The organism is Streptomyces sp. NBC_01537 (genome assembly GCF_045040445.1).
Taxonomy (GTDB): domain Bacteria; phylum Actinomycetota; class Actinomycetes; order Streptomycetales; family Streptomycetaceae; genus Actinacidiphila.
The window spans coordinates 5318692-5340999 of sequence record NZ_CP109392.1 but is presented as its reverse complement, the minus strand read 5'-3'; the positions used below and the strand labels follow the sequence as shown (position 1 = coordinate 5340999).

The window sequence follows — 22308 nt, the reverse complement described above, 5'->3', positions numbered from 1 at the left end:
TGCGGTGGTGCGAGCCGTCAGCTCTGTGGGGCCCAGCTGTCGGTGCCGGCGAGGTAGTCGGCGACCTCGTAGCCGGCCGCTTGGTCGGCGGTCAGCTGGGGGCGTTCGGTGTTGGTGCCGGTGTTGTCGGCGCCGGCGCCGCTGTTGTTGTACTCGCGGAAGAAGGAGTTCTCCCACGCGTACGTGGTGCTGCCGCTGACCCAGTCCGAGTAGGGAGCCGACTTGATGGCCGCCGGGAGCTGGGTGTCGCGGACCACGAGGCTGCCCAGTGCGGTGCCGAAGGCGGTGGCCCAGGGGCGGCCGAGGTAGAAGGAACCGTCGGGGGCGTCACTGGTGATCGTCGAGTTGGCGACGAGGATGCCGAACTTGGTGCTGGAGTCGGTGCTCGGGGCGGCGAGGTAGCCGTTGTTGCTGCTGCTGCCGCGGCTGAGCATCTTGAACTCGGTGTCGTCGAAGACCGCGGTGGCGTAGCCGCAGAGGAAGTCGACGTCGCCTTCCACATAGCTGTCGTGGAAGTAGACCCGGTTGGGGTTGGAGGTGCTGGTGGACTTCAGGAAGATCGTGTCCTGGTTGCCCAGGATCCGTACGTCCTCGAAGACCAGCCGGTCGGCCTGGGTGAGCAGGGCCACCGCCTGCTCGTTCGCGAAGCTGTGGGCGGCCTCGTCGAAGTCGTTGGAGATGGTGAGGTTCTCGAAGCGGGAGTTCTTGCCCTTCACGTACAGCGTGCGGCTGCCGTCCGTGCCGTAGGTGCTGCCGGTCGTCGGGTTGGTGGTGCCCGCCGCGTTGTCGTAGACGATGACGACGTCCGAGGAGGACCCGCCCGCGCCGATCAGCTGGGTGTACGCGTTGTTGACGTTCACCGTTTCCCGGTAGGTGCCCGGGTTGACCTGGATGATGTACGGGTTCGCGGCCGTGCCCGCGCTGCCCGCGTCCAGGGCGGCCTGGATCGTGGTGTAGTTGCCGGTGCCGTCGGCGGCGACGATCACGTCGGCGCCGGGGACCGCGGTGATGGTCTCCGAAGGGCTCGGCGAGGCCGAGGGCGAGGGCGACTCGCTCGCGGACTCCGAGACGCTCGGGCTCGGGCTCGCGCTCGGGGTGACGACCGTGGAGGTGACGGTCGCGGAGACCGCGGACTCGTTGCCGCTGGTGTCGACCGCGGTCACCGTGTAGCCGTACTGCGTGTCGGCGGTGACGGTCGCGTCCTCGTAGGACTCGCTCGCACCGGCCAGCAGCGAGGTGCCGCTGATGAGGGAGCCGTCGCGGTAGACGCGGTAGCCGGCCAGGTCGGCGGCGGGGCTGGCGCTCCAGGCGACGACGATGGAGGCGGAGCCGGCGGTGGCGGTGACGCCGCTCACGGCGTCGGGGGCGGTGAAGTCCTCGGTGGCCAGGGTGCCGGTCGGGTCCCAGTTGTCGGCGCCCCTGAGGTAGCGCGCCTTGGTGGCCTGCTTGGCCTCGGTGTCGGTGAGCTGGGGGCGGGCGGTGTCGCCGGAGGCGGCGGCGCCGTCGCCGGTGTTGAGGTACTCGCCGAAGCGGGCGGCGGTCCAGAGGTTGCCGCTCATGTCCTTCCACGCGGTGTCGATCGCGCCGGCGACGGCCGTGTCGCGGACCGTGACCTGCGCGTCGGCGCCCCAGGGGCGGCCGAGGTAGAACTTGGTGACGCCGGCGTCGGCGGTGATCGTGCTGTTGCTGACCAGGAAGCCGTACGTGGTGCCCGCCGCCGTCTTCGCGGCGGTCATCGATCCGCCGTTCTTGCGGCCGCCGACGAAGTGCAGCGTGCTGCTGTCGATGACCAGGGTGCCCTCGCCGAAGACGAAGTCGGTGTCGCCCTCGACGTAGGAGCCGGTGACGAACTGACGGCCGCCGCCGGAGTAGAGGGTGTCCTGGTTTCCGAGCACCCGGATGTTGCTGTACGTCTGCTTGTCCGCGTCGGCCCAGAGGGCGACGGCCTGCTCGTTGCTGGCGGTGCCTTCGGCGTACGCGTTCTCGACGGTGAGGTTCGAGACCGTGAGGCCGGGGGCGTAGGCGCGCAGCGTCGCCGTCTCCTCGTTGGTGAGGGTCTGGTTCGCGGCGGTGCCGTCGTCGTCGCGGCCGAGGTCCGAGGTGATGACGGTGTCGGTCGCGGTGGTGGTGCCGCCGATGATCGTCAGGCCGGTGAGCGCGGCCGGGATGTTGACGGTGCCGGAGTGCGTACCCGGCTTGACCAGGATCGTCTGGCCCGCGGAGGCCGCGTCGACGGCCAACTGCACGGTCGCGTAACCGCCCTTGCCGACGGTGAGGTCGCGCAGCGGCCAGGCGATGGTGGTCGCGGTGGCTCCGGCGGAGGCCGCGGACTCGTTGCCGGAGGCGTCGACCGCGGTGACCGTGTAGGTGTAGGTCCGGCCCTCTTCGGCGGTGTCGTCGGCGTACGACGAGCCGTCGGTGATCAGGGCCGGGGTGAGCAGCGTGCCGTCGCGGTAGACCTTGTAGCCGGCGAAGTCGCTGTCGGAGACCGCGCTCCAGGCCAGCGGCACGCTCAGGTCCTTGCCGCCGGTCGCCGTCAGCCCGGTGGGCGCGGCGGGGGCGGTGGTGTCGGCGGGGGCGGGGCGGGTGGCGGTGACGGTGTCGGAGGCGGCGGAGATGTTGCTCGCCTTGTCGAGGGCCACGATGTAGTACGAGGTCGTCTGGCCGATGACCGCGGCGATGTCGGTGTACGTGGTGCCGTTCGTCGACACGACGTAGGCGAACGAGCCGTCACCGCGCTTGGCCCAGACCTGGTAGACCGTCGTGTCGTCGGTGTTCGCCGTCCAGGTGAGGACGTTGCCGTCCGTGGTGCCGTCGGCGCTGACGCCGGTCGGGGCGGACGGGGCGGTGTGGTCGCCGCGGGTGCTGCTGACGGCGGTGGACGGGGCCGATTCGTTGCCGGCCGCGTCGAGGGCGCTGACCGCGTAGTAGTAAGTCGTGCCGTCGGCGGCGGTCTTGTCGCTGTACGCCACGCCGGAGGCGGTGCCGATCGAGGTGTACGTGCCGTTGGCGGAGGCCGAACGGTAGACCTTGTACTTCGCGGCGCCGCTCACCGCCGTCCAGGCGAGGCCGTTGCCGTCGGCAGCGTCGGTGACCGTGAGACCGGACGGCTTGGCCGGGGCCGTCTGGTCGACCGTCGTGATCTTCATGGCGGAGGTGTTCGCCGAGGCGTTGCCCGCCTTGTCGACGGCCGCGACCGCGAACTCGTACGCGTCACCCGTCGACGGTGTCTTGTCCGTGTACGACGCGGCGGTGATCGGCGTGGTGCCGCTGATCAGCGTCCACTTCGTGGCCCCGGCGAGGCGGCGGTAGACCTTGTAACCGGCCAGGTCCATCTCGACGTTCTTGGACCAGGTGACCTTCGTGCCGGTGGTCTTGCTGTACGCCGCCTTGGCGCCGGAGGGCGTCAGCGGCTTGACCTTGTCCACGGTCTTGGAAGTCCGGGGCGCGTAGGTGAACTTCACGTTCGCCTTGCCGGTGAAGGCAGCGAAGTCGACCCGGATGGTGTGCGTCCCCTTCGGGACGGTGAGGTTGACCGTCTTCTTCTGGGTGGAGGAGACGTTCTTCCAGATGTTGACCTTGCGCGTGCCGTCCAGGTACACGCGTATGCCGTCCTGCACGGCGACGGTGAAGGCGAAGGGTCCGCCCGAGCCGTAGTTCCGCTTCATCTCCCACCGGACACCGAAGTTGTCCTTCGGGAGGGTGACCCCGGCCGGGTCGCCCGTCCCGTAGTTCTCATTGATCGTCGTGTCGCAGACGGTCTTCTTCGGGTCGCCCTTGAAGGTGGTGTTGGCGTAGTACTTCGCCTTCCACACCGTGTCCTTGCAAGTGACGGCGGCTTGGGCGGACACCGTGTAGATCAGCGTGCCGCCTATGGACAGCGTGGCCAGCGCGGCCACGGCCGCCGTCCGTCTCCGGTTCCAGCGACTGGCGCGGTGCCGGTGGGTGTTGAGCTCAGGCATAGGTGGGTGGGCCCTTTCTGGCCGGGCAAGGCTGGGTGCGCAGGACCTGACGCGCGGGCGCGTCAGGCTCGGCGCTGAGCGAATGTCAAAGGTGGGCGTGGCACCGGGAGAGGGACACAGCGGCCATGCCCGCACGATCTTTACAGATCCAGCACATATTTGGTGAGCGGCGGAAAGCCTTTATCGAACCGAGACGTCTGCTCATGACGATATGTCAGCGTTGCTGCCGAAGAGGGCCGGTGCCCCCGGAGGGCACCGGCCTTCTTCGCAGGTCAGCGATCGGATCAGGGACCGGATCAGGCGGCGAGTTCGGCCTCCCGTTCCTCGGTTGCGACAGCCTCGGGCTTGGCGCCGCGCATGACCAGGGTGGCCACCAGCGCGGCGGCGAGGACGCCGATCGCGCTGACGGTGAAGGTGGTTGACATCGAGGCGGTGAAAGCCTCCCGGGCGGCGGCGATCAGGCCGGCGTCGCCGTGGGCGACGGCCAGCGCTCCGGCGATGGAGTGCTTCGCCTCCTCGGGTGCGCCGGCGGGCATCTCGCGGGCGAAGCCGCTCGACAGGAGCGAGCCGAGGATCGCGATGCCGAGCGCGGTGCCGGCCTGCTGGATGGTGTCGTTCAGGGCCGAGCCGACGCCCGCCTGTTCCGCCGGGATGGTGCCCATCAGCGCGCCGACCGCGGCCGGCATGGCCAGGCCCGCGCCGAGCCCGAGCAGGCCGAGCGCGACGGCCGGGACAGCGAAGCCCGTACCGGCCGAGACGGTGGTCAGCAGCGCGAAGGAGGCGGCCATGACGAGCATCCCGGCCAGCACCAGGAGGCGGTTGCCGAGCTTCGCGGCGAGCCCGGCCCCGGCGAAGTTGCCGGCCAGCGCGGCGACGGCCAGCGGCACGAACGCCAGGCCCGCCTTGACCGGCGAGTAGCCGAGCACGAACTGCAGGTACTGGGTGAGCACCAGCAGCAGGCCGCCGTTACCGATCTGCACCAGGGCCAGCGACAGCGAACCGCCGCTGAAGTCGCGGTGCTTGAACAGGACCAGCGGCACCATCGGCGCGGTGGTGACGTTCTCCCAGATCACGAACCCGCCGAGGGCGACGACCGCGACGGCCAGGGTGATCCCCGACCGGCCGCCGAACGGGCCGCCGAACGCGCCGTGCTGCGGAAGCTCGATGATCCACCAGACCAGCGCGGTCATGCCGGCCGCCGACAGCACCGCGCCGAGCGGATCGGGCCTGAGCCAGGGCCCCTTCGACTCCGGCATGAGGACGAGGCCCGCCAGCACGGCCAGCGCCACGACCGGGACGTTGATGAAGAAGATCGAGTGCCAGGAGAAGTGGTCGATCAGCACCCCGCCGAGCACCGGAGAGCCGACCAGCCCGAGCATCGACACCGAGCTCCACGCCGCCATCGCCCTTCCGCGCTCCTGCTCGTCGAAGACCGTGATGAGGATCGACAGTGTCGAGGGCATGATCAGCGCCCCGCCGACGCCCATCGCGATCCGTACGGCGATCACCTCACCGGGGCTTGTGCAGAAGGTCGCGGCCAGCGAGGCCGCCCCGAAGAGCAGCAGGCCGATGATCATGACCTTCCGGCGGCCGAACCGGTCGCCGAGACTGCCGGAGGCGAGCAGCAGCCCGGCGAAAACGAGGATGTAGGAGTCAAGGATCCACTGGATGTCCTGCGCACTCGCGCCGATGTCCTCGGTCATCGCCGGCACCGCGACGGTCAGCGCCATGCTGTCGACCACCAGGACCAGCGAGCTCAGGCACAGCACGACGAGGATCCACCAGCGGCGTGGGTTGCGGGCTTCCATGGGTTTTCCCTCCGACTTCCGGCTTGCGTACGTCGTTCCTTCGTTGCGAACACCGTACGCACTCCGGAACAGTGTGCGCAAGTATCTATTCCTGTACGCTAAGAGCGAACGATGTACGCACCGAGGAGGGCGGAGGGCCGTATGGCCGCCAGGACGAACCCGATCAAGACGAGCCCGATCCCTTCCGTATGGGCACGCCAGCAGCGCGAGCCCGACCAGCCCGCGCTCAGCCGGGCCACGATCGTCCGCGAGGCGATCGCCATGCTGGACGCCGACGGCATCGAGGCGCTCAGCATGCGCAAGCTCGGCGCCCGCCTCAACGCCGGCGCGACCTCCCTCTACCGGCATGTCGCCACCAAGGACGAGCTGATGGAGCTCGCCGTGGACGAGGTCTTCGCCGAGATCGCCCTCCCGCCGGCCGACAGCCCTGCCGGCAGCCCCGACTGGCGCGCCGCCGCCACCGCGGCCGCCCGGTCCTTCCGCACGACCGCCCTGCGCCACCCCTGGCTGGCCTCGGTCCTCGGCCAGGCCGGCCTGGCCTACCTCGGCCCCAACCTCATGTCCTTCACCGAGCGCCTGGCCGCCCTCTTCACCGCCGCCGGCTTCCCCGAGCCGAGCCGCGCGATCGACACCGTCCTGTCCTACGTCATCGGCATGAGCACCACCGAGGCCGCCTGGCTCACCACCGTCGCCCGCTCCGGCGAGACCGAAGCCGCCTTCATCGCCCGCCTCATGCCCGCCGCGCAGCGCGCCGCGGCCGGCCACGAGCACCTAGCCGGTGCGTACGCCGCCGCCGAGGTTCTCGACCCGGCCGAGATCCGCGACGGCAAGTTCGCGTACGGCCTGGAAGTCGTCCTCGACGGCCTGGCTCTCCGGCTCCCCCGCTGAGCGCTCCGCACCCCGCATACCCTCGACACATGCGACCTACCCGAGCCATCGGCACCGTGACCCGGGGCACGACGAACCCGAATCGGCTGCGACGGATGGACCGCTGGATCGCGGCGACGCACGGGGCGGCGATCCGCCGGGCCGAGGAGCCGGTGGCCGTGGACCTCGGGTACGGCGCGGCGCCCTGGACGGCCGTCGAACTGCTGGCGCGGCTGCGCAAGGACGTCCGGTCGGACGCCCGCGTCGTGGGCATCGAGATCGACCCGGCCCGGGTGGTGGCGGCGCAGCCGTACGTACGCGAGGGGCTGAGCTTCGTCCACGGCGGCTTCGAGGTCCCGCTGACCGGCGGGGTCCGGCCGACGCTGATCCGGGCGGCGAACGTGCTTCGCCAGTACGACGAGGCCGAGGTCGCCGAGGTCTGGGCGCGCCTCACCGCGCGCCTCGCGCCGGACGGGCTACTGGTGGAGGGGACGTGCGACGAGATCGGCCGGCGCCATGTCTGGGTGGCCCTCGGCCCGGAGGGCCCGCTCCCCCGGACGGTGACCTTCGCGACGCGCCTGGGCTCGCTCGCCCGCCCCTCCGACCTCGCGGAGCGGCTGCCGAAAGCGCTGATCCACCGGAATGTGCCGGGAGAGCCGGTGCACGCCTTCCTGACGGACTTCGACCGGGCCTGGGCGGCGGCCGCTCCGTACGCGTCACTGGGCGCACGGCAGCGCTGGATCACGGCGGTCCGCACGCTGGCGGAGACCAACGGCTGGCCGGTGACCGACGGCCCGGCGCGCTGGCGGCAGGGCGAGGTGACGGTGCGCTGGGAGGCCCTCGCGCCCCGCTGATTCCCCTGCGCGGTGTCGTGCTTATTCCCGTGTGCGGTGTCGTAGGGCCGGCGTGACGCGCGCCACGCGCGCACAGGTCCCAAACGTGACGTTGGTCATGTCCGGTTCGTCCCCTCGGAGGCGAAATCCCCTGCTCGCGGCCGCATATGACACGGGTGGTTTACTCTCAGCCCTCCCGCCGGACCGCCCGCTGGCGCTATGGTCGCCACTCAACGCACCACCCTCGGGGGGAGGGAAGGAAATGGGACTTGTCCACAACCGGGGTACCTCACGCCTCCGTCCCGGGGCCGCGCCAGCAGCCGCCGGCCGACGTCCGGACCTCGGCCATGCCCTCGCCCGCTTCCCCCGCCCCTCACGCCTCCCCCGCCGTGCCCGCGCTCACGCTGCTCGCGATCGGTGACGACCCGGCCGGGGCGTTCACCGTCCCCGACCTGCTGGACGTCTCCGGCACCCGGGTCCGGATACGCCGCGCCCGCAACCTCACCGAGGCCGAGCGGCTGCTGAAGGACGACGTCAACTGCATCCTGCTCGACCTGGCCGGCGAGACCGAGCTGCTGGACAGCCTCCGCCATGTGCTGCGCCTCGCGCCCCGCACCGCCGTCCTGGTCCTGACCAGCACCGGAGAGGCCGACGCCGAACGCGCCGCCGAAGCCGTACGGGTCGGTGCGCAGGACTACCTCACCCGCGAGGAGCTCGACCCCTCGCACCTCACCCGCGCCATCCGCTACGCCGTCGAGCGCAAGCGCGCCGACCTCGCGCAGCGCCAGCTCGCCGAGACCCGGCTGCTCGCCCAGGAGAACTCCCGCCTGGAGCGCGGCCTCCTCCCGGTCCCGCTGCTGGCCGGCGCCGAGGCCTGGCTGCGCTTCGCCTCCCGCTACCGCCCCGGCCGCAGCCGGGCCCTGCTCGGCGGCGACTTCTACGACACCGTACGGACCCCCGACGGCACCGTGCACGCCATGATCGGAGACGTCTGCGGCCACGGCCCCGACGAGGCCGCCCTCGGCGTCGAACTGCGCATCGCCTGGCGCGCGCTCACCCTCGCCGGGCTGACCGGCACCGTACTGCTCTCCACCCTCCAGCAGGTCCTGGAGCACGAGCGCGCCGACGACGAGATCTTCGCGACCCTGTGCGCCCTCGACATCGCCCCCGACGGCGGCAGCGCCGACCTCTACCTCGCCGGCCACCCCGCCCCGCTCCTCTCCCGCCCCGGTGAGGTGCCCCGCCTGCTGCCCTACGAGCACGGCGGCCCCGCCCTCGGCCTGCTGCCGGAGGCGGACTGGACCAGCGAGCGGATCGAGCTCGGCGAGGCCTGGACCCTGATGCTCTACACGGACGGCCTGATCGAAGGCAAGATCGGCGAGGGCACCCAGCGGCTCGGCCAGGACGGCATGGTCCGCCTCATCGCGGCCCGCCTGTCGGCAGGGCTGCGCGGCGAGGAGCTGCTGGACGCGGCGGTCACCGAGGTGCGCGAACTCAACGGCGGCGAGCTGACGGACGACGTCGCGCTGGTGCTGCTCGACCGAATCTGACGGTCAGCACAGGCCAACGCAGATAAACACAGGTCAGCGGTTGTACGGGCCGTACGGGCCGTCGCTGCTACTGCCGCCCCCGCGCCGCCGCGGGCCGCCCTTGCCGGAGACCTCGCGGAGCTTGGGCCGTACGTCGACGGTGTAGACGATCACCGCGACCAGGCCGATGATCGGCAGGAACGAGATGACCGAGAAGAGCTTCATCACCACGGCCGCGATGCCGAGGACGATCAGCCAGAACGCCTTGGTGTTCTTGTCCGCCGCCCGATAGGCGTCCTCGCGGTGGATGGCCGCGTCGACGAACGCGTACAGCGCGAAGAAGAAGAGCGCCCAGGACACCAGCCCCAGAACACTGAAGAATCCCGCCACCAGCATGTGCCGTCCACCTCCGTCGGTCCGGATCCACCGTACCCGTAGAACGGGCCGGGCACGCATGGCGTGCCCGGCCCGCTGTCACGGTCTCGTCACCGCGGTGACTGCGTCACTGCGATCACTGCGATCACTGGCCGGGCTTGGCCGGCGTCTTCTTGGCCGTGGCCTTCTTGGCGGTGGTCGTCTTCTTCGCAGGCGCGGGGGCGGGAGCGGGCGCGGCAGCCGCAGCCGGGGCGGGGGCCGCGGCCGGCTCAGCCACGGGCTCCGGCTCGATCGCCGCCGCGATGTCCACGACCTCGTCGGCCGCCTCGCCGCGCCAGGTCGCGACCGCGCCCTTGCCGCGCTCGGCCAGCCCGTCGTACGTCTCCCGGGCCTTGACCGCGTACTCCGCCGCACGGCCGACCTGCTGCAGGGCGAAGTCCTGCGCCGCGTCGCGCAGCTTCTTCACGTCGCCGTCGATCGTCCCCAGCAGCTCGCTGACCTTGGCCTGCGCCTTGGTCTGCGCGTCCTTCGCCTGCGCGGTGACCTTCTCCTGCACAGCCTTCGGGTCGGTCCCGCGCACCTTCTCGAAGCGCTCCGGCGCCTCCGCCTTCAGCTTCTCCAGCAGCGGCGGGACCTCCTTCAGCTTCTCCGCCGCGAGGTCGGCGGTGCCGGCCAGCGCGTACAGGGGCGTCGGGTCCTTGATCGTCTTCACGATGTCTTCGGTGATCGCCATGAGGGGGTTCTCCCGTATGAGGTGAGGGTTTTGGTGGCTTTATCCGGCGGCCACGGCGTCATCGCCGCCGCCACTGGTCGTCCTCGGCTTCAATACGGCGACAGCCTTCTTCGCCGCCTTCTTCGCCACGCGCTTGCGCGGCGGCACCGGCCGCACAGGCGTCTTCGGCTGATCGTCGTCCACGGCCCCGTTCTCCTTGCGGAACGACTCGTAGATCTGCAGCAGCACCTGCTTCTGCTTCTCGTTGATCGCCGTATCCGCCAGAATCGCGGCCCGCAACTCAATGCCCTCCTGGGCACGCTCGTCCAGGATCCCCGCCTGTACGTACAGCGTCTCCGCCGAAATACGCAGCGCCTTCGCGAGCTGCTGCAGGATCTCCGCACTCGGCTTGCGCAGCCCGCGCTCGATCTGGCTGAGGTAGGGGTTCGACACTCCTGCGGCATCCGCGAGCTGACGCAGCGACAGCTGTGCTGTGCGGCGCTGATCGCGCAGATACTCGCCGAGGTTGCCGACGTTGAGTGAAGCCATACCTCGATACTGCCGGGTGGTGCTAACTTTTGCAAGCGGAGCGCTTGCAAGTGTCACCCTCGTCACCCATGGCCGTCACGCACGGCCGTCTCGACCGTTCCCGGAAATCACAAGATCACGCTCCCTCGGGCTTCCGGGCCAGCAGAAATGCCTGCGGCGTCTTCTCCGGCCCCTTCGGCTCACGCACCAGCCGCGCGTCCACCGCGATCCCGGCCCGGTCCAGCAGATCGCTCACCTGGTCGGGCCGCAACCGGTAGGCGTAGTACGACAGGCCCGCATGGCCGTACGCCTCCTCGATGTGCCGAACCTCGTCGCCCACCTGGAAGGCGAGCAGCAGATGACCGCCCGGGGCCAGCACCCGGTGGAACTCCGCGAACACCGCCGGCAGCAGCTCCGGCGGGGTGTGGATGATCGAGTACCAGGCCACAACGCCGCCGAGCGAGCCGTCCGCCAGGTCCAGGGCCGCCATCGCCCCCTCCTCGAACCGCAGTCCCGGGTGCCTCCGGCGGGCCTCCTCGACCATTCCCGGCGACAGGTCGACCCCGAAAGCCTCCAGCCCGAGCGAGTCCAGATGCGCCGTCACCCGGCCGGGGCCACACCCCAGATCGCCGACCGGCCCGCCACCGTCGGCCCGTACGAGTTCGGCGAACGTGCCCAGCATCGCCCTGTCCAGCGGCTTGGCCGCGAGTTCGTCGCTGAGCAGCTCGGCGTAGTCGACGGCAACGGTGTCGTAGGCCGTCCGGGTGATGCTCAGGTAGGTGGGCTCGCTCATGGCCGAGGACCCTAGTCGCTGCCGCTGACAGCACGAGTCCGCAAGCCGTGCAACCTGGTCCCGGGGTCAGGCGTGACAAGTCACTGAGGGCGCGAAATCCCTCGAACTGTGATGCGGAGGGGGCATATGCGCGACCCGAGTGACTTCGACGCCTTCTACGCGGGCAGCGTGCGCCGGCTGATCAGCCAGATGTACGCGATGACGGGCAGCCGCACCGAGGCGGAGGACCTGGTGCAGGAGGCCTACGCCCGCGCTTGGCAGAGCTGGGAGAAGGTGTCCGCATACCGCGACCCGGAGGCCTGGGTACGCACGGTGGCCTGTCGCATCCGGGTGAGCGTCTGGCGTAAGACGGTCAACCGGATGGCGGCCCACCGTCGCCACGGCGTGGAGGACGAGGTCCCCGGCGCCAGCGCCGACTATGTGGCGGTCGTGGCGGCGCTGCGCCGCATCCCCTCCGAGCAGCGCCGGGCGATCGTGCTGCATCACCTGGTCGGTCTGTCGGTCGAGGAGGTCGCGCAAGAGACGGGTGCCCGGCCGGGAACGGTCAAAGCCCGGCTCTCCCGGGGGCGCCAGGCGATGGCACCGTATCTGTCGGACATCGCTCCGGGCCCCCGCCCGGCGGCCGGCCCCACCGACCAGGAGGTGTCCCACCATGGCTGAGGACTTCGAAACCATCCTCAAGGCCGGTACGGCCGATTTCGCCACGCAGATCACCCCCCACCCCGCGCCATCCGTTCGAGCTCGCGGTGAACAGCTCCTGCGGCGACGCCGAACCGCCACCGCCGCCCTGGCCGTCGCCCTCATGGCCGCGGTCGCCGGCGGGGCGTTCGCCGCCACTGGCCTGTCCCTCCACAGCACCTCGCCGGCGGCGGTCGCGACCCAGCGCACGACGAGTACGGGCTCCTGCCGTTCGCTGGTTGTACCGCAAGCGGTGAAGGACGCCGTCACCGAGGCATACCGCCAGTCGCAGACCGGGCTGGTCCACATCGCACCGGTGAAGGGCAGCTTCTACTACGGCACATGCGACGGCACCTCCTACGCGGCCACCAAATTCACCCCCGCCTCCGGCGCCACGCTGGGCGAGCAAGTACAGCTCCAGGACGAAGGCAGCACAGCGAAGTACTTCACCAAGCCCCCCAACGGCACATGGACCTACGTGGCCACCGACGGATTCCCCAGCAGCCCCCGCGGCTGCGCCGCCATACCCCAGATCCCGGCCTCCCTCGCCGCCCTCTGGGCCGACTGCAAGTAGTGGACAGGCCCGCGCTCAGCGCCGGACGTCGTTGAGGAGTGCCAGCTCGTCCGCCGAGAGCCGCAGCGCGCCGGCGGCCACGTTGGCCACCAGGTGGTCCGGGTTGCCGGTGCCGGGGATGGCGAGGACATGCGGGCCGAGCTGGAGTGTCCAGGCCAGGCGGATCTGCGCGGGGGTCGCGTCGTGGGCGCGGGCCACGGCGAGCAGGTCATCGCTTTCGGCCGCGCCCGCGCCCGTCTCGCGCCCCGCGCCGGCGATCGCGAAGAAGGGGACGAAGGCGATGCCCTGCTCTCCGCAGGAGCGGAGGAAGTCGTGCTCCTCGGTGGGGGAGCCGATGCCGAAGGCGTTCTGTACGCAGACCACCGGGGCGATGGCCTGTGCCTCGGAGAGTTGGGCGGGGGTGACGTTGGAGACGCCGAGGTGCCGGATGAGCCCTGCGGTGCGCAGGTCGGCGAGGGCGCCGAAGTATTCGGCGACCGAGCGGCCGTTCAGCCTCGGCGGGAGACGCAGGTTCACGACATCGAGGTGATCACGGCCCAGCTGGCGAAGGTTCTCCTCGACCTGCCCGCGCAGCCCGGCGGGCGTGACATAGCTCCACTCGCCGGAGGGGTCGCGGCCCGGCCAGACCTTGGTGGTGATCACCAGGTCGTCGGGGTAAGGGCCGCCGAGAGCGCTGTTGATCAACTCGTTGGCGGAACGCAGCCGGGAGAAGTAGAAAGCGGCGGTGTCGATGTGGTTGACGCCGAGCTCGACCGCACGGCGGAGCACGGCGATCGAACGGCCCCGGTCGCTCGGGATGTCGGCGCCGAAGGGCTCGCTGCCGGTGAGGCGCATCGCGCCGAATCCGAGGCGGTTGACGGTGAGGTCGCCGAGTTTCCAGGTGCCGGCGGCCGCGGCGGGGATCGTCTCTGAGGCTGAAGTCATCCGACGGATCATGCCACCGCGGCCTTCGGGGGTCACCCTCTTTTCGGCATGGCGTTGCGGACAGAAGCTGACCGCAAGCCCTCGTACCGTCGAGGTATCGGAACCACCGAAATCAGCGAGAGGTGAACGCCATGCCGACACTGGTACGCGCGGAGAAGGACGAGCGAGACGGCCTCCTGGCCTTCCTGGACGCACAGCGCGGCGGCATTCGCCGGGCAGTCCTCGGGCTGACCGACGAACAGGCCACCGCCCGGCCGAGCGCCAGCGAGCTCACCCTCGCCGGACTCGTCAAGCACGTCGCCCGCACCGAGGAGGTCTGGATCCAGAGCACCCTGATGGGCCGCCCCGAGTTCGCCGGCAACGAGGCCGACTACGTCAGCGGCTTCCGTCTCCTCGAAGGCGAAACCCTCGCCTCCGTCCTCGCCCGCTACGCCGACGTCGCCCGCGCCACGGAAGAGGCCGTCAACGGCCTCCCCGACCTCGAAGTCACCGTCGCCCTCCCCGAGGCCCCCTGGTTCCCGCCCAACATGAAGGTCACCGCCCGCTGGATCCTCCTCCACGTCATCGAGGAGGTCGCCCGCCACGCCGGCCACGCCGACATCATCCGCGAGTCCCTCGACGGCCGCACCGCGTTCGAACTGGTCGCGGCGGAACGCGGCGGTGACCACGACCGCGGCGGCGTCTAGGGCCGCGTCAACCCGGCGAGGTGGGCGTCCATCGGATCGACAGCCCGGGCAGCGGCTCCTCCAGGTCCCACCACCGCATCGCCGCGACCTCCTCATTCGGCTCGAAGCCGCCGGGCGCGGCGAAGCGCCCCGCGCGTACCGCGCATACCCGACGAAGACGACCGGGCCGTCGGGCCGGCCCGTCGGACGGTAGGCGCCGTTGCGTTGCCCTCTGCCATGGTTGGCGGTTCCGTCCTCAAGCGCCGGACGGGCTGGTTGGCCTGGGGGTCGGTGCCACCACCGGGGATCTCTCCTCGGCGCTCGCGACTCTGGTCGACCCGATCCGTGTCCGGGATCCTCGCTCGTCGCGCTGCGGGAGAACCCCGGCGTGTCCCCTCCCGGCCGGAGACGTTCACTTCAGCCCGTCCGGCGTTTGAGGACACGCCCGCAGGGCGTCCGGGGGTCCAGGTGGCTTGCCCCCTGGTTTCGGGAAGGGGCGGGGTGGGGGAAACCCCCTCACCCAAGGTGCCCACGGCCCGACGGCCGGAGGCCACAGCGCACGGGGATAGGTCCGTCCGGCGCTTGAGGACGGAACCGCAAGCCATGGCAAACGGCACCGCAACAACCGGGTCAGTCGCGCGGCTCCGCCGCGACGAGCTCCGCGATCTGGACCGCGTTGAGCGCCGCGCCCTTGCGCAGGTTGTCGTTGGAGAGGAAGAGCGCGAGGCCGTGCTCAACGGTCTCGTCGGCCCGGATGCGGCCGACGTACGACGCGTCCTTGCCGGCGGCCTGCAGCGGAGTCGGGATCTCGGAAAGCTCGACGCCGGGAGCCCGGCCCAGCAGCTCGTAGGCGCGCTCGACACTGATCGGACGCTCGAAGCGGGCGTTGACCTGCAGAGAGTGCCCGGAGAAGACCGGGACGCGGACGCACGTGCCGGAGACCTTGAGCTCGGGGATGTCGAGGATCTTGCGGGACTCGTTGCGGAGCTTCTGCTCCTCGTCGGTCTCGAAGGAGCCGTCGTCGACGATGGAGCCGGCCAGCGGGAGGACGTTGAAGGCGATGGGCCGCTTGTAGACGCCCGGCTCGGGGAATTCGACGGCCTCGCCGTCGAACGCCAGTTCCGCCGCGCGGTCGGCGACCTTGCGCACCTGCCCGTCCAGCTCGGCGACGCCGGCGAGGCCGGAGCCGGAGACGGCCTGGTAGGTCGTGGCGACGAGCGCGGTCAGCCCGGCTTCGGCGTGCAGCGGCTTGAGCACCGGCATCGCGGCCATGGTCGTGCAGTTCGGGTTGGCGATGATGCCCTTGGGGCGGTCGGCGATCGCGTCCGGGTTGACCTCGGCGACGACCAGCGGCACCTGGGGGTCGCGACGCCAGGCGGAGGAGTTGTCGATGACGACCGCACCCTGACCGGCCACCTTCTCGGCGAGCGCCTTCGAGGTCGCGCCGCCGGCGGAGAACAGGACGATGTCCAGCCCCGTGTAGTCGGCCGTGGCCGCGTCCTCGATGACGACCTCGCCGTCCTTCCACGGCAGCGTACGACCCGCCGAGCGGGACGACGCGAACAGCCGCAGCTGCTCCACCGGGAAGTCGCGCTCGGCGAGCACCTTGCGCATGACCCCGCCGACCTGGCCGGTGGCTCCGACGATTCCAACCCTCATGCCGTCTCTCCGATCAGTACGTCTCTACGTTCCCGAGTATCCCCCGGCACCCCGAGTGCCCGAAGTGCCGTCTCAAGCGCTGGGCGCCCCGCCGCCAGCAGCGGCAGCCGTACGGCGGGGGACGGGATCCGCCCCTGCGCGTACAGCACCGCCTTGATCAGCACCGGATTCGGCTCCGCGAACAGCGTCGCCGCCATCCCCGCCAGATCATGCCCGAGCCCCGGCTCGTACGCCTGCCCCAGCCGCACCCACCGGTCGGTCGCGAGATGCGCCGACGCCAGGATCCCGCCCGCCGCGCCCATCGCGAGCAGCGCCGGCGCGAACACATCGTCCCCGGCGAACAGCGGCACCTCACGGACCAGCGCCACCGTGTCCGCGTCGATCCCCCCGACCGCGTGCTTGAAGCCGATGACGCCCGGGATGGCGGCGAGCCGCCGCACCGTGTCCGCGCTCAGAGTGCGCCCGGTGCGGTACGGGATGTTGTAGACGATCAACGGCACCGCCGAGACCCGAGCCAGCGCCTCGAAGTGCGCCACCACCCCGTCCTCCGACGGCCGCACGAACGACGGCACCCCCACCAGCGCCGCATCCGCCTCCAGCCCCCGCAGCTCCTCCCCCGTCCGCCGGGTGTCCGCCGACCCCGCCCCTACGGTGAAGTGCGCCCCGAACCCCCGGCACACCCGCCCCACGGCCTTCCGTACGGCGGCCTTCTCCCCCTCGTCCAGGCTCGCCGCCTCCGCCGTGGTCCCGAGCGCGACCAGCCCGGCAGCGCCGTCGTACAGCAGCCCGTGCGCCAGCCTCTCCAGCGCGCCGACATCGACCCGCCCGTCCTCACCGAACGGCGTGATCAGCGGTACGTGAATCCCCTGCATACCCATGCGAGCGAGCCTGCGCCCCCACCACCCACAAGGTCCAGTTAATTGTCCTGCACAAAACCCGTAAGCACCGCTACCCTCTCGCCCCATGACCGCCCCGTACGAGATCTCCACCGACCCCGCCCGCCTCGACATCCCCCTCATCCACCACTGGCTCTCCACCGACGCCTACTGGGCCCTCGACCGCCCCCGCCCCAAGACCGACGCCGCCATCGCCGCCTCCCTCAACTTCGGCGCCTACTCCACCACCACCGGCGCCCAGCTCGCCTACGCCCGCCTCGTCACCGACCACGCCACCTTCGCCTGGCTCTGCGACGTCTACGTCTCCCCCACCGCCCGCGGCCAAGGCCTCGGCACCGCCCTCGCCACCGCCGTCCGCGACCACTGCCGCCCCCTGGGCCTACGACGAATCCTGCTGGCGACGCATGACGCGCACGGGGTCTACGCCAAGGTCGGCTTCGAGCCGTTGGAGAAGCCGGAGCGGTGGATGGCGCTCAGCCTGCTCTGAAGGACGCGAGGATCGCGGCGATCCTCTCCACCGGAAGTACGCGTTCCACGCACAGCGGTTCAGCGGCTGCCAGGAGTGCCCGCCTGACCGACTGCGCGGAGCGCATCGGCACGGCCTCACCCTGCGGCCTGCGGGCGAGTACAACGGCTCGAATGATGTCCGTGTGCACCGACTGGATCCGCTTGTACGCGAGGTAGTGCGGGAGATCGGCCTCAGCGCCCTTGACCGCGTCCCGCCTCACACTCCCCACACCGTCCTGCCACCGCCTCACCATCTCCCTTTCCTGGTCCTCGGAATAGCGCATGAGGTGCAGATGAGTGGCGAGGTCGTACAGCGGATCCCCGATGCGGGCGAGCTCCCAGTCGATGGTCCACAGGTCGCCGGACCCGTCGATGATGAAGTTCTCGCGGTGGAGGTCTCCGTGCAGCAGCTGGTACGGGCGCGAGGTCAGCGGAACGAGGCCCGCGGCGAAGTCGGCGAGGGCGTTGTCCGGCACGCCCAGGTCGTGGAACAGGCTGTCGTACTGCCACTCCTGCGAGGAGTGAACCGTGTTGATGTTGTGTTCGATCAGGCCGACCAGGAAGCCGGACGAATCGCTGCGCCACGACACGGCAGCCTGATCGCAGACCCTCCTAAGCCCCTCGAAGGCCCGCACGTCGATTCCGGCGAGGCTCTGGAAGAGCTCCCCGATCTGGACGAGGTGTCTGCCCTCCACTCGCTTGGAGTCAGGGGTGAGCGCGCCCAGGGTGTCCCCCTCGATGAAGCTCTGTACGGACACCCTCTCGTCGACAGGCAGCACTGCCGGGATCCGGGGCACTCGGTTCTCCCGCAGCAATTCGAGAAGTGCCTCCTCGGACTGGAAACAGCGCGAGTCGTACCAGAAGACGCCCGGGCGGGGCTCACGGAGTTTCAGCCAGGCAAAGCGTGACCTGAAGGGAGAATCCGCACCGAGGCGTACTGCATAGGCTTCGTGGTGATGGCCTTCCAGGGGGCCCATAACTAAGTCCGCTCCCAAAGCAGAAGAAATTGCCTCTGAGGATGTGGTCACCGAATCCCTCAACTGTTCAGCATTCTTATGCAGCCAGCGCCGCACGGTAGAGCGGCTGAAGTGATCCGACCACATAACGAGCCCCGGCGTCCCGCAGTTGCGCTTCCTTGTCTCCCTTCACCCTCTTCTGCCCCTTGACTCTCTCGTCCTCGTAGTCTTTCAAAAAGCCAAGGAAGGAGACGCCGGCCTGTTCCGCCGCGAGAAAGTCATCGGGAGAATCGCCGATCATGAGACAGTCGGCAGCGGAGGCACCCGTGCTCTCCAACGCACGCTCCAGGATGTACGGATGCGGCTTCATCAGAGTGGTGTCGGCCAGCCTGCCATGCACATGAGGCCCGAGGGGCTCGGCAAGGCCAGGGATTCGCAGGTAGTTGGCGACGGCGCTCCCGGAGTTGTTCGTCGCTATCGCGACCTTGCGGCCCTGACGGGCCAGCAGACGCACCAGCTCGTCGGCGTACGAGGTCGGCTGGGCTGACGCTGTCGCCACGAGCTCCTGTTCGGCGAGGAGATTCTCCAACTCACAGACGCGGTCGTGCTGTGCGTGCTCGCGGACCACTTGAACCGGGTTCTTGCAGTGCTTGAGGGTCTCCTTCAGCCCGTTCCACTCCGTCAGACGTTTCTTGAGGACATCGGCGACGACGGGCGCCGGGAGACCATGGAACAGCCTGGCCAGAGGCCCGTCGAAGTCGAACAGCACACAGGTGGCCGAAGCGATCAGTCGCACAGCACGGGTATGTCCGTTGCGGGGGAAGGCTGCTGGATCACTCGAAGAGTCTCAACGGCTCAGCGATGGTTGACCAGAGCGCCTCGAACCATTGGGTAGTCTCATTCACAAATGCAGCGCTCATCGGGTCCGCCTCGGCTTTGCCGGAGGAATGGTGGAAGAGCTTCGTCTCCAGGCCCAGCACGTCGTAGATCGACACCTGCTGATCGCCGAACCATTCATCGCGCTCAACGACTCGGTAGTAGCCGGTCAACGCCTCGGTGCCATTGAGGAGATAGGCCTTCTGCAGGGGAGTGACGGCTACCGCCCGGCGTTCGATGTTGACTTCGGGTACCAACTTGCGGTCCTTGCGCGCCAGGGCACGGATGGAGCTCTCGAACGAGACCGCATGGGCCTTCACAAGCTCATGCAGACGGGCCAACGGCCTCTGGTCAGCCGGGTCGTTCGCATTCCGGGGCAGCGCGAGCACCGCCTCCAGGCTCGGCAGCAGCAGACGGATGGTGACCGACTGCGGCCGCAGCTCACCGGCCCGAATGCGCATCAGACTTGGCTGCACAGCCTGATTGAGGGTCTCCGTGGTGAGCGTGAAGGCATCGAGCGTTACATGGTCCGCCTCGAAGGCAGCCGCGACGTGTTCGCCCAGGGCCACCCCAGCCTCGGCCGGTTCCAGCTGCCGCGCCGGACGAGGAACACGGCCCTCCGACTGCCTCAGGACATAGGTACCCCGCCCCTGTTGCGAGTCGATGTAGCCCCCCTGCCGCAACTCGTCCAACGCTCGCTGCACCGTGGCACGGGACACGTCGAACCGCTTGACCAGGGACTTCTGGGTCGGGAGCTGCTGCCCCACGGGGTAGCGGCCATTGTTGATCTCATCGCGCAACGCCTTCGCGATGCGGCGATACGGCGGGGGTTGCGTGCCATTGGCAACTGCGTTCTCCGGGCTCACAAGAAAACGTTACCGCCTTTCCGTCAACTGGGACATATCTTGGGCAAGTTGACTAGCCAATGATTTGCGATGCACCATCAGACGGGAACAATACTATTGAGCATATTCAGTCAACGGCCTCGATAACTGGCGAGATTAACCTCAGTTGACCAAGGGCCGGCGCACATAAATCCCCCTCTTTCAGCCGGGCCACGTCCCTGACGTGTCACGTCCCCCCTCAGTCACGTGACGCCTCTGAGCCTTCGGCGATTCTTCAGGTGCCACTCCACGAGAGCGAACATGATCTCGGCATGCAGGGGTCCGTCTCAGAGCAAGTGGCCCACGGGTCAGCCCGAGGGCCATGGCCGTATGCATCAAACGCACCACCGAAATACCTGCGAGTTCCGCTTCCTGCTCCGGTGGATAGCGCACAAGCGCAGATGGGTGGCCAGGTCATAGACCAGATCGCCGATCCGTGCAAGCTCCCGTCAATACGCCCCACAGCCAACGTCTGGCGCTGAGCGCAGTCCTACTGCTACCCCGTCAGGACTCCAACGACGCCATTTGCACCAGCACCAGTTACGCGTCCCGCAAGGCGATGCAGAGGTCCTGGAGCGATCGGATGACATGGCTGGCTCCCGCGTCACGGAGCCGTGTCTCCTTCTGCGGTCGGTGCGCATAGCCCAGAAAGGTGACACCGACTTGCCGGGCAGCCTCGTAGTCGCCCACCGAGTCCCCGATCATCAGGCATTCCGCGGCGTAGGCGCCGGTCGATTCCATGGCGCTGACCAGGCAGTGGGGATGAGGCTTCATCAAGGACGGGTCGTGTGTCCGACCGTGGATATGCGGGCCGAACAAGTGGGCCAGTTGCCTGCCCTGAAGATAACGGGTCACGGCGAGCGGCGAGTTGTTGGTAGTGATGGCGACCTGGTGGCCACGCGCTACCAGCAGACGCACCAGATTGTCGGAGTACGGCGTAGGAGTCGCCATCGAAGCGGCGTGGATCTCCTGCTCTGTGAGCAGCTTCTCGAGCTCGCTCGTCCTGTCACGGTGGGCGAATCCCCGGATCACCTCCAAGGGGTCCTCACTGCCCCGCAGGGCGGGCGTCAGCAACCCCCACTCGTCCAGCCGATCCGTCAGCAGCCTTGCCACATCAGGGGCAGGGTGACCTGCGAAGAGCCTGGCCAACGGCCCATCGAAATCAAAGAGCACACATCTCACGGAGGCGGCCAGAGCCTGGAGGTCGGAGATATCCGTCGAAGCGGAGGGGCGCAACGTCACTCGAAGAGTCTCATCGGCTCGGCGATGGTTGACCAGAGGGACTCGAACCACCGCCTCGACTGCTCCACGAACGCCACGTCGTAGAGGTCCGGTTTCTCCCCGGCGGCAGAACGGTGGAAGAGCAGTGACCCCAAGCCCAGGAAGTCGTATATCCGCAGCTCTTCACCCCGGTACTTCACGAAACGCTCAACCACGCTGTAGTAGCCGTGCAGGACTTCTGTCTCATTGAGCAGGTAGACCTTGTGCAGTGGGGTGGCAGCCACAGACTTGACCTCAACGGAGACGTCAGGGACCAGACCGAGGTCAGACAGCGCCTGGATGGAGCTCACCAGAGTTCCGGTCTGATTGCGGACCAGTTCCCGCAGCCGTGCCATGGGACGCTCGTCGTCCGGTTCGTCGACCCTCCGGGGAACTGCCAACGGCTCCTCCAGGTTCGGGAGAAGCACCCGGACGGCGATCGACTCCGGACTGATCTCGCCGGACCTGATTCGCAGCAGCGGTAACCCCACCGCGGCATTCAGGCTCTCGGTGGTGAGAGAGAACACGTCCAAGGTGACCCTCGTGGCCTCGAACGCGGCACCGACGTGCCGCGCCAGGACGACTCCCGAAGTCCCAGGCGGATCACGGGGCACCGTCTCGTCGCTCCGGGGCTGGACGTACGACCCCCGCCCCCGTTGCGAATCTATGTAACCCTCGTCGACAAGCTCGCGCAGTGCTCGCTGCACGGTCACCCGGGACACAGCGAAGTGAGCCGCCAGTGACTCCTGAGTGGGGATCTGCGTCCCCACCTCGTAAAGACCGGACTCGATCCGGTCCCGCAGCACCTGCGCGATGCGACGGTAGGGCGCGACCGCTGCATTGGACAGCTCATTCCCCTGACTCACCAACAGTTCCTACCCAAATGTTGTCAGGTCGCATACCTATCAGGCGACTTGACTGACTCAGGTTTTTCGATGTCCAGACAATGAAGCGAGCTGGTAGAGGGCAGGATCAGTCAAATGGAGCATTTGCATGGAAGTTGCCTGGCAATGACCAACCAT

The 22308-nt window shown here is 69.2% G+C and carries 21 protein-coding genes; 7 read left to right on the top strand and 14 right to left on the bottom strand.

The features are described from left to right. Nucleotides 1-17: 17 nt before the first annotated feature. Both OG607_RS24665 and OG607_RS24660 read right to left on the bottom strand, forming a co-directional pair. Nucleotides 18-3962 carry a pectinesterase family protein gene (locus OG607_RS24665; protein WP_405727393.1) on the bottom strand — a complete coding sequence of 1315 codons (3945 nt, stop codon included), beginning with the start codon at nucleotides 3960-3962 and terminating at the stop codon, nucleotides 18-20. A gap of 296 nt (nucleotides 3963-4258) precedes the next feature. Continuing rightward, nucleotides 4259-5770 (bottom strand): MFS transporter, encoded by a 1512-nt coding sequence (locus OG607_RS24660; protein WP_405727390.1) that lies wholly within the window; start codon nucleotides 5768-5770, stop codon nucleotides 4259-4261. Between the two features lie 141 nt (nucleotides 5771-5911). On the opposite strand from OG607_RS24660, the gene OG607_RS24655 reads away from it, so the two are divergent. The 3 genes from OG607_RS24655 to OG607_RS24645 all read left to right on the top strand — a co-directional run bounded on the left by OG607_RS24655 (nucleotide 5912) and on the right by OG607_RS24645 (nucleotide 9020). Beyond that, the gene (locus OG607_RS24655; RefSeq protein WP_405727387.1) at nucleotides 5912-6658 is read left to right on the top strand and encodes a TetR/AcrR family transcriptional regulator C-terminal domain-containing protein; all 747 of its coding nucleotides are present in this window, start codon (nucleotides 5912-5914) and stop codon (nucleotides 6656-6658) included. A gap of 29 nt (nucleotides 6659-6687) precedes the next feature. Then, nucleotides 6688-7491: a class I SAM-dependent methyltransferase gene (locus tag OG607_RS24650; protein ID WP_405727384.1), complete on the top strand. Its 804-nt coding sequence runs from the start codon at nucleotides 6688-6690 to the stop codon at nucleotides 7489-7491. 326 nt (nucleotides 7492-7817) lie between these two features. Beyond that, nucleotides 7818-9020 carry a PP2C family protein-serine/threonine phosphatase gene (locus OG607_RS24645; RefSeq protein WP_405737014.1) on the top strand — a complete coding sequence of 401 codons (1203 nt, stop codon included), beginning with the start codon at nucleotides 7818-7820 and terminating at the stop codon, nucleotides 9018-9020. Nucleotides 9021-9053: 33 nt separating this feature from the next. Here OG607_RS24645 and OG607_RS24640 read toward each other — a convergent pair whose 3' ends face one another. The 4 genes from OG607_RS24640 to OG607_RS24625 all read right to left on the bottom strand — a co-directional run bounded on the left by OG607_RS24640 (nucleotide 9054) and on the right by OG607_RS24625 (nucleotide 11407). Beyond that, nucleotides 9054-9395 (bottom strand): DUF2516 family protein, encoded by a 342-nt coding sequence (locus OG607_RS24640; protein ID WP_405727381.1) that lies wholly within the window; start codon nucleotides 9393-9395, stop codon nucleotides 9054-9056. A gap of 124 nt (nucleotides 9396-9519) precedes the next feature. After that, nucleotides 9520-10107 (bottom strand): hypothetical protein, encoded by a 588-nt coding sequence (locus OG607_RS24635; protein WP_405727378.1) that lies wholly within the window; start codon nucleotides 10105-10107, stop codon nucleotides 9520-9522. A gap of 39 nt (nucleotides 10108-10146) precedes the next feature. Next, on the bottom strand, nucleotides 10147-10635 hold the full coding sequence (locus tag OG607_RS24630; protein WP_405727375.1) for a helix-turn-helix domain-containing protein: 489 nt from the start codon (nucleotides 10633-10635) through the stop codon (nucleotides 10147-10149). A gap of 115 nt (nucleotides 10636-10750) precedes the next feature. Further along, nucleotides 10751-11407 (bottom strand): class I SAM-dependent methyltransferase, encoded by a 657-nt coding sequence (locus OG607_RS24625; RefSeq protein WP_405727372.1) that lies wholly within the window; start codon nucleotides 11405-11407, stop codon nucleotides 10751-10753. A 126-nt stretch (nucleotides 11408-11533) separates the two neighbouring features. Between OG607_RS24625 and OG607_RS24620 the strand changes: the two genes are divergently transcribed. Both OG607_RS24620 and OG607_RS24615 read left to right on the top strand, forming a co-directional pair. Then, nucleotides 11534-12067, top strand: a complete 534-nt coding sequence (locus OG607_RS24620) for a SigE family RNA polymerase sigma factor (protein WP_405727369.1) — start codon at nucleotides 11534-11536, stop codon at nucleotides 12065-12067. Beyond that, the gene (locus OG607_RS24615; protein ID WP_405727366.1) at nucleotides 12060-12659 is read left to right on the top strand and encodes a hypothetical protein; all 600 of its coding nucleotides are present in this window, start codon (nucleotides 12060-12062) and stop codon (nucleotides 12657-12659) included. The genes OG607_RS24620 and OG607_RS24615 overlap by 8 nt, the downstream gene beginning before the upstream one ends. Before the next feature lie 15 nt (nucleotides 12660-12674). Here the strand turns inward: OG607_RS24615 and OG607_RS24610 are convergent, their stop codons facing one another. Further along, nucleotides 12675-13583: an aldo/keto reductase gene (locus OG607_RS24610; RefSeq protein WP_405727363.1), complete on the bottom strand. Its 909-nt coding sequence runs from the start codon at nucleotides 13581-13583 to the stop codon at nucleotides 12675-12677. A 131-nt stretch (nucleotides 13584-13714) separates the two neighbouring features. Between OG607_RS24610 and OG607_RS24605 the strand changes: the two genes are divergently transcribed. Beyond that, entirely contained in the window at nucleotides 13715-14269 is a 555-nt protein-coding gene (locus OG607_RS24605; RefSeq protein WP_405727360.1) for a DinB family protein, read from the top strand. 609 nt (nucleotides 14270-14878) lie between these two features. Here OG607_RS24605 and OG607_RS24600 read toward each other — a convergent pair. Together OG607_RS24600 and OG607_RS24595 are read right to left on the bottom strand one after the other, a co-directional pair. Beyond that, the gene (locus tag OG607_RS24600) at nucleotides 14879-15907 is read right to left on the bottom strand and encodes an aspartate-semialdehyde dehydrogenase (protein ID WP_405727357.1); all 1029 of its coding nucleotides are present in this window, start codon (nucleotides 15905-15907) and stop codon (nucleotides 14879-14881) included. Next, a complete protein-coding gene (locus OG607_RS24595; RefSeq protein WP_405727354.1) occupies nucleotides 15904-16785 on the bottom strand; it encodes a dihydrodipicolinate synthase family protein in 882 nt (293 codons plus the stop codon). Before OG607_RS24595 ends, OG607_RS24600 begins: the two co-directional genes overlap by 4 nt. Before the next feature lie 85 nt (nucleotides 16786-16870). Here OG607_RS24595 and OG607_RS24590 point away from each other — a divergent pair, with 85 nt between their 5' ends. After that, on the top strand, nucleotides 16871-17290 hold the full coding sequence (locus tag OG607_RS24590; RefSeq protein WP_405727351.1) for a GNAT family N-acetyltransferase: 420 nt from the start codon (nucleotides 16871-16873) through the stop codon (nucleotides 17288-17290). On the opposite strand, the gene OG607_RS24585 is transcribed toward OG607_RS24590, so the two are convergent. The 5 genes from OG607_RS24585 to OG607_RS24565 form a co-directional block, all read right to left on the bottom strand. Then, nucleotides 17277-18287, bottom strand: coding sequence for a phosphotransferase family protein (locus OG607_RS24585; protein WP_405727348.1), 1011 nt, complete (start codon nucleotides 18285-18287; stop codon nucleotides 17277-17279). The two genes, OG607_RS24590 and OG607_RS24585, sit on opposite strands and share 14 nt — an antisense overlap. A gap of 76 nt (nucleotides 18288-18363) precedes the next feature. Continuing rightward, nucleotides 18364-19062, bottom strand: a complete 699-nt coding sequence (locus OG607_RS24580; RefSeq protein WP_405727345.1) for an HAD family hydrolase — start codon at nucleotides 19060-19062, stop codon at nucleotides 18364-18366. A gap of 37 nt (nucleotides 19063-19099) precedes the next feature. Further along, nucleotides 19100-20008, bottom strand: a complete 909-nt coding sequence (locus OG607_RS24575) for a GntR family transcriptional regulator (protein WP_405727342.1) — start codon at nucleotides 20006-20008, stop codon at nucleotides 19100-19102. Between the two features lie 558 nt (nucleotides 20009-20566). Further along, complete coding sequence (locus OG607_RS24570) at nucleotides 20567-21199, bottom strand: HAD family hydrolase (protein ID WP_405727339.1); 633 nt, start codon at nucleotides 21197-21199, stop codon at nucleotides 20567-20569. 65 nt (nucleotides 21200-21264) lie between these two features. Beyond that, nucleotides 21265-22152, bottom strand: a complete 888-nt coding sequence (locus OG607_RS24565; RefSeq protein ID WP_405727336.1) for a GntR family transcriptional regulator — start codon at nucleotides 22150-22152, stop codon at nucleotides 21265-21267. Nucleotides 22153-22308: the final 156 nt, after the last annotated feature.

Bases quoted from the DNA above. Each gene is read 5' to 3' on its own strand.
- OG607_RS24650 (WP_405727384.1), top strand. From the start codon at position 6,688: ATGCGACCTACCCGAGCCATCGGCACCGTGACCCGGGGCACGACGAAC.
- OG607_RS24600 (WP_405727357.1), bottom strand. From the start codon at position 15,907: ATGAGGGTTGGAATCGTCGGAGCCACCGGCCAGGTCGGCGGGGTCATG.
- OG607_RS24585 (WP_405727348.1), bottom strand. From the start codon at position 18,287: ATGGGCCCCCTGGAAGGCCATCACCACGAAGCCTATGCAGTACGCCTC.
- OG607_RS24660 (WP_405727390.1), bottom strand. From the start codon at position 5,770: ATGGAAGCCCGCAACCCACGCCGCTGGTGGATCCTCGTCGTGCTGTGC.
- OG607_RS24655 (WP_405727387.1), top strand. From the start codon at position 5,912: ATGGCCGCCAGGACGAACCCGATCAAGACGAGCCCGATCCCTTCCGTA.
- OG607_RS24635 (WP_405727378.1), bottom strand. From the start codon at position 10,107: ATGGCGATCACCGAAGACATCGTGAAGACGATCAAGGACCCGACGCCC.
- OG607_RS24605 (WP_405727360.1), top strand. From the start codon at position 13,715: ATGCCGACACTGGTACGCGCGGAGAAGGACGAGCGAGACGGCCTCCTG.
- OG607_RS24640 (WP_405727381.1), bottom strand. From the start codon at position 9,395: ATGCTGGTGGCGGGATTCTTCAGTGTTCTGGGGCTGGTGTCCTGGGCG.
- OG607_RS24590 (WP_405727351.1), top strand. From the start codon at position 16,871: ATGACCGCCCCGTACGAGATCTCCACCGACCCCGCCCGCCTCGACATC.
- OG607_RS24620 (WP_405727369.1), top strand. From the start codon at position 11,534: ATGCGCGACCCGAGTGACTTCGACGCCTTCTACGCGGGCAGCGTGCGC.
- OG607_RS24630 (WP_405727375.1), bottom strand. From the start codon at position 10,635: ATGGCTTCACTCAACGTCGGCAACCTCGGCGAGTATCTGCGCGATCAG.
- OG607_RS24645 (WP_405737014.1), top strand. From the start codon at position 7,818: ATGCCCTCGCCCGCTTCCCCCGCCCCTCACGCCTCCCCCGCCGTGCCC.
- OG607_RS24665 (WP_405727393.1), bottom strand. From the start codon at position 3,962: ATGCCTGAGCTCAACACCCACCGGCACCGCGCCAGTCGCTGGAACCGG.
- OG607_RS24615 (WP_405727366.1), top strand. From the start codon at position 12,060: ATGGCTGAGGACTTCGAAACCATCCTCAAGGCCGGTACGGCCGATTTC.
- OG607_RS24610 (WP_405727363.1), bottom strand. From the start codon at position 13,583: ATGACTTCAGCCTCAGAGACGATCCCCGCCGCGGCCGCCGGCACCTGG.
- OG607_RS24595 (WP_405727354.1), bottom strand. From the start codon at position 16,785: ATGGGTATGCAGGGGATTCACGTACCGCTGATCACGCCGTTCGGTGAG.
- OG607_RS24625 (WP_405727372.1), bottom strand. From the start codon at position 11,407: ATGAGCGAGCCCACCTACCTGAGCATCACCCGGACGGCCTACGACACC.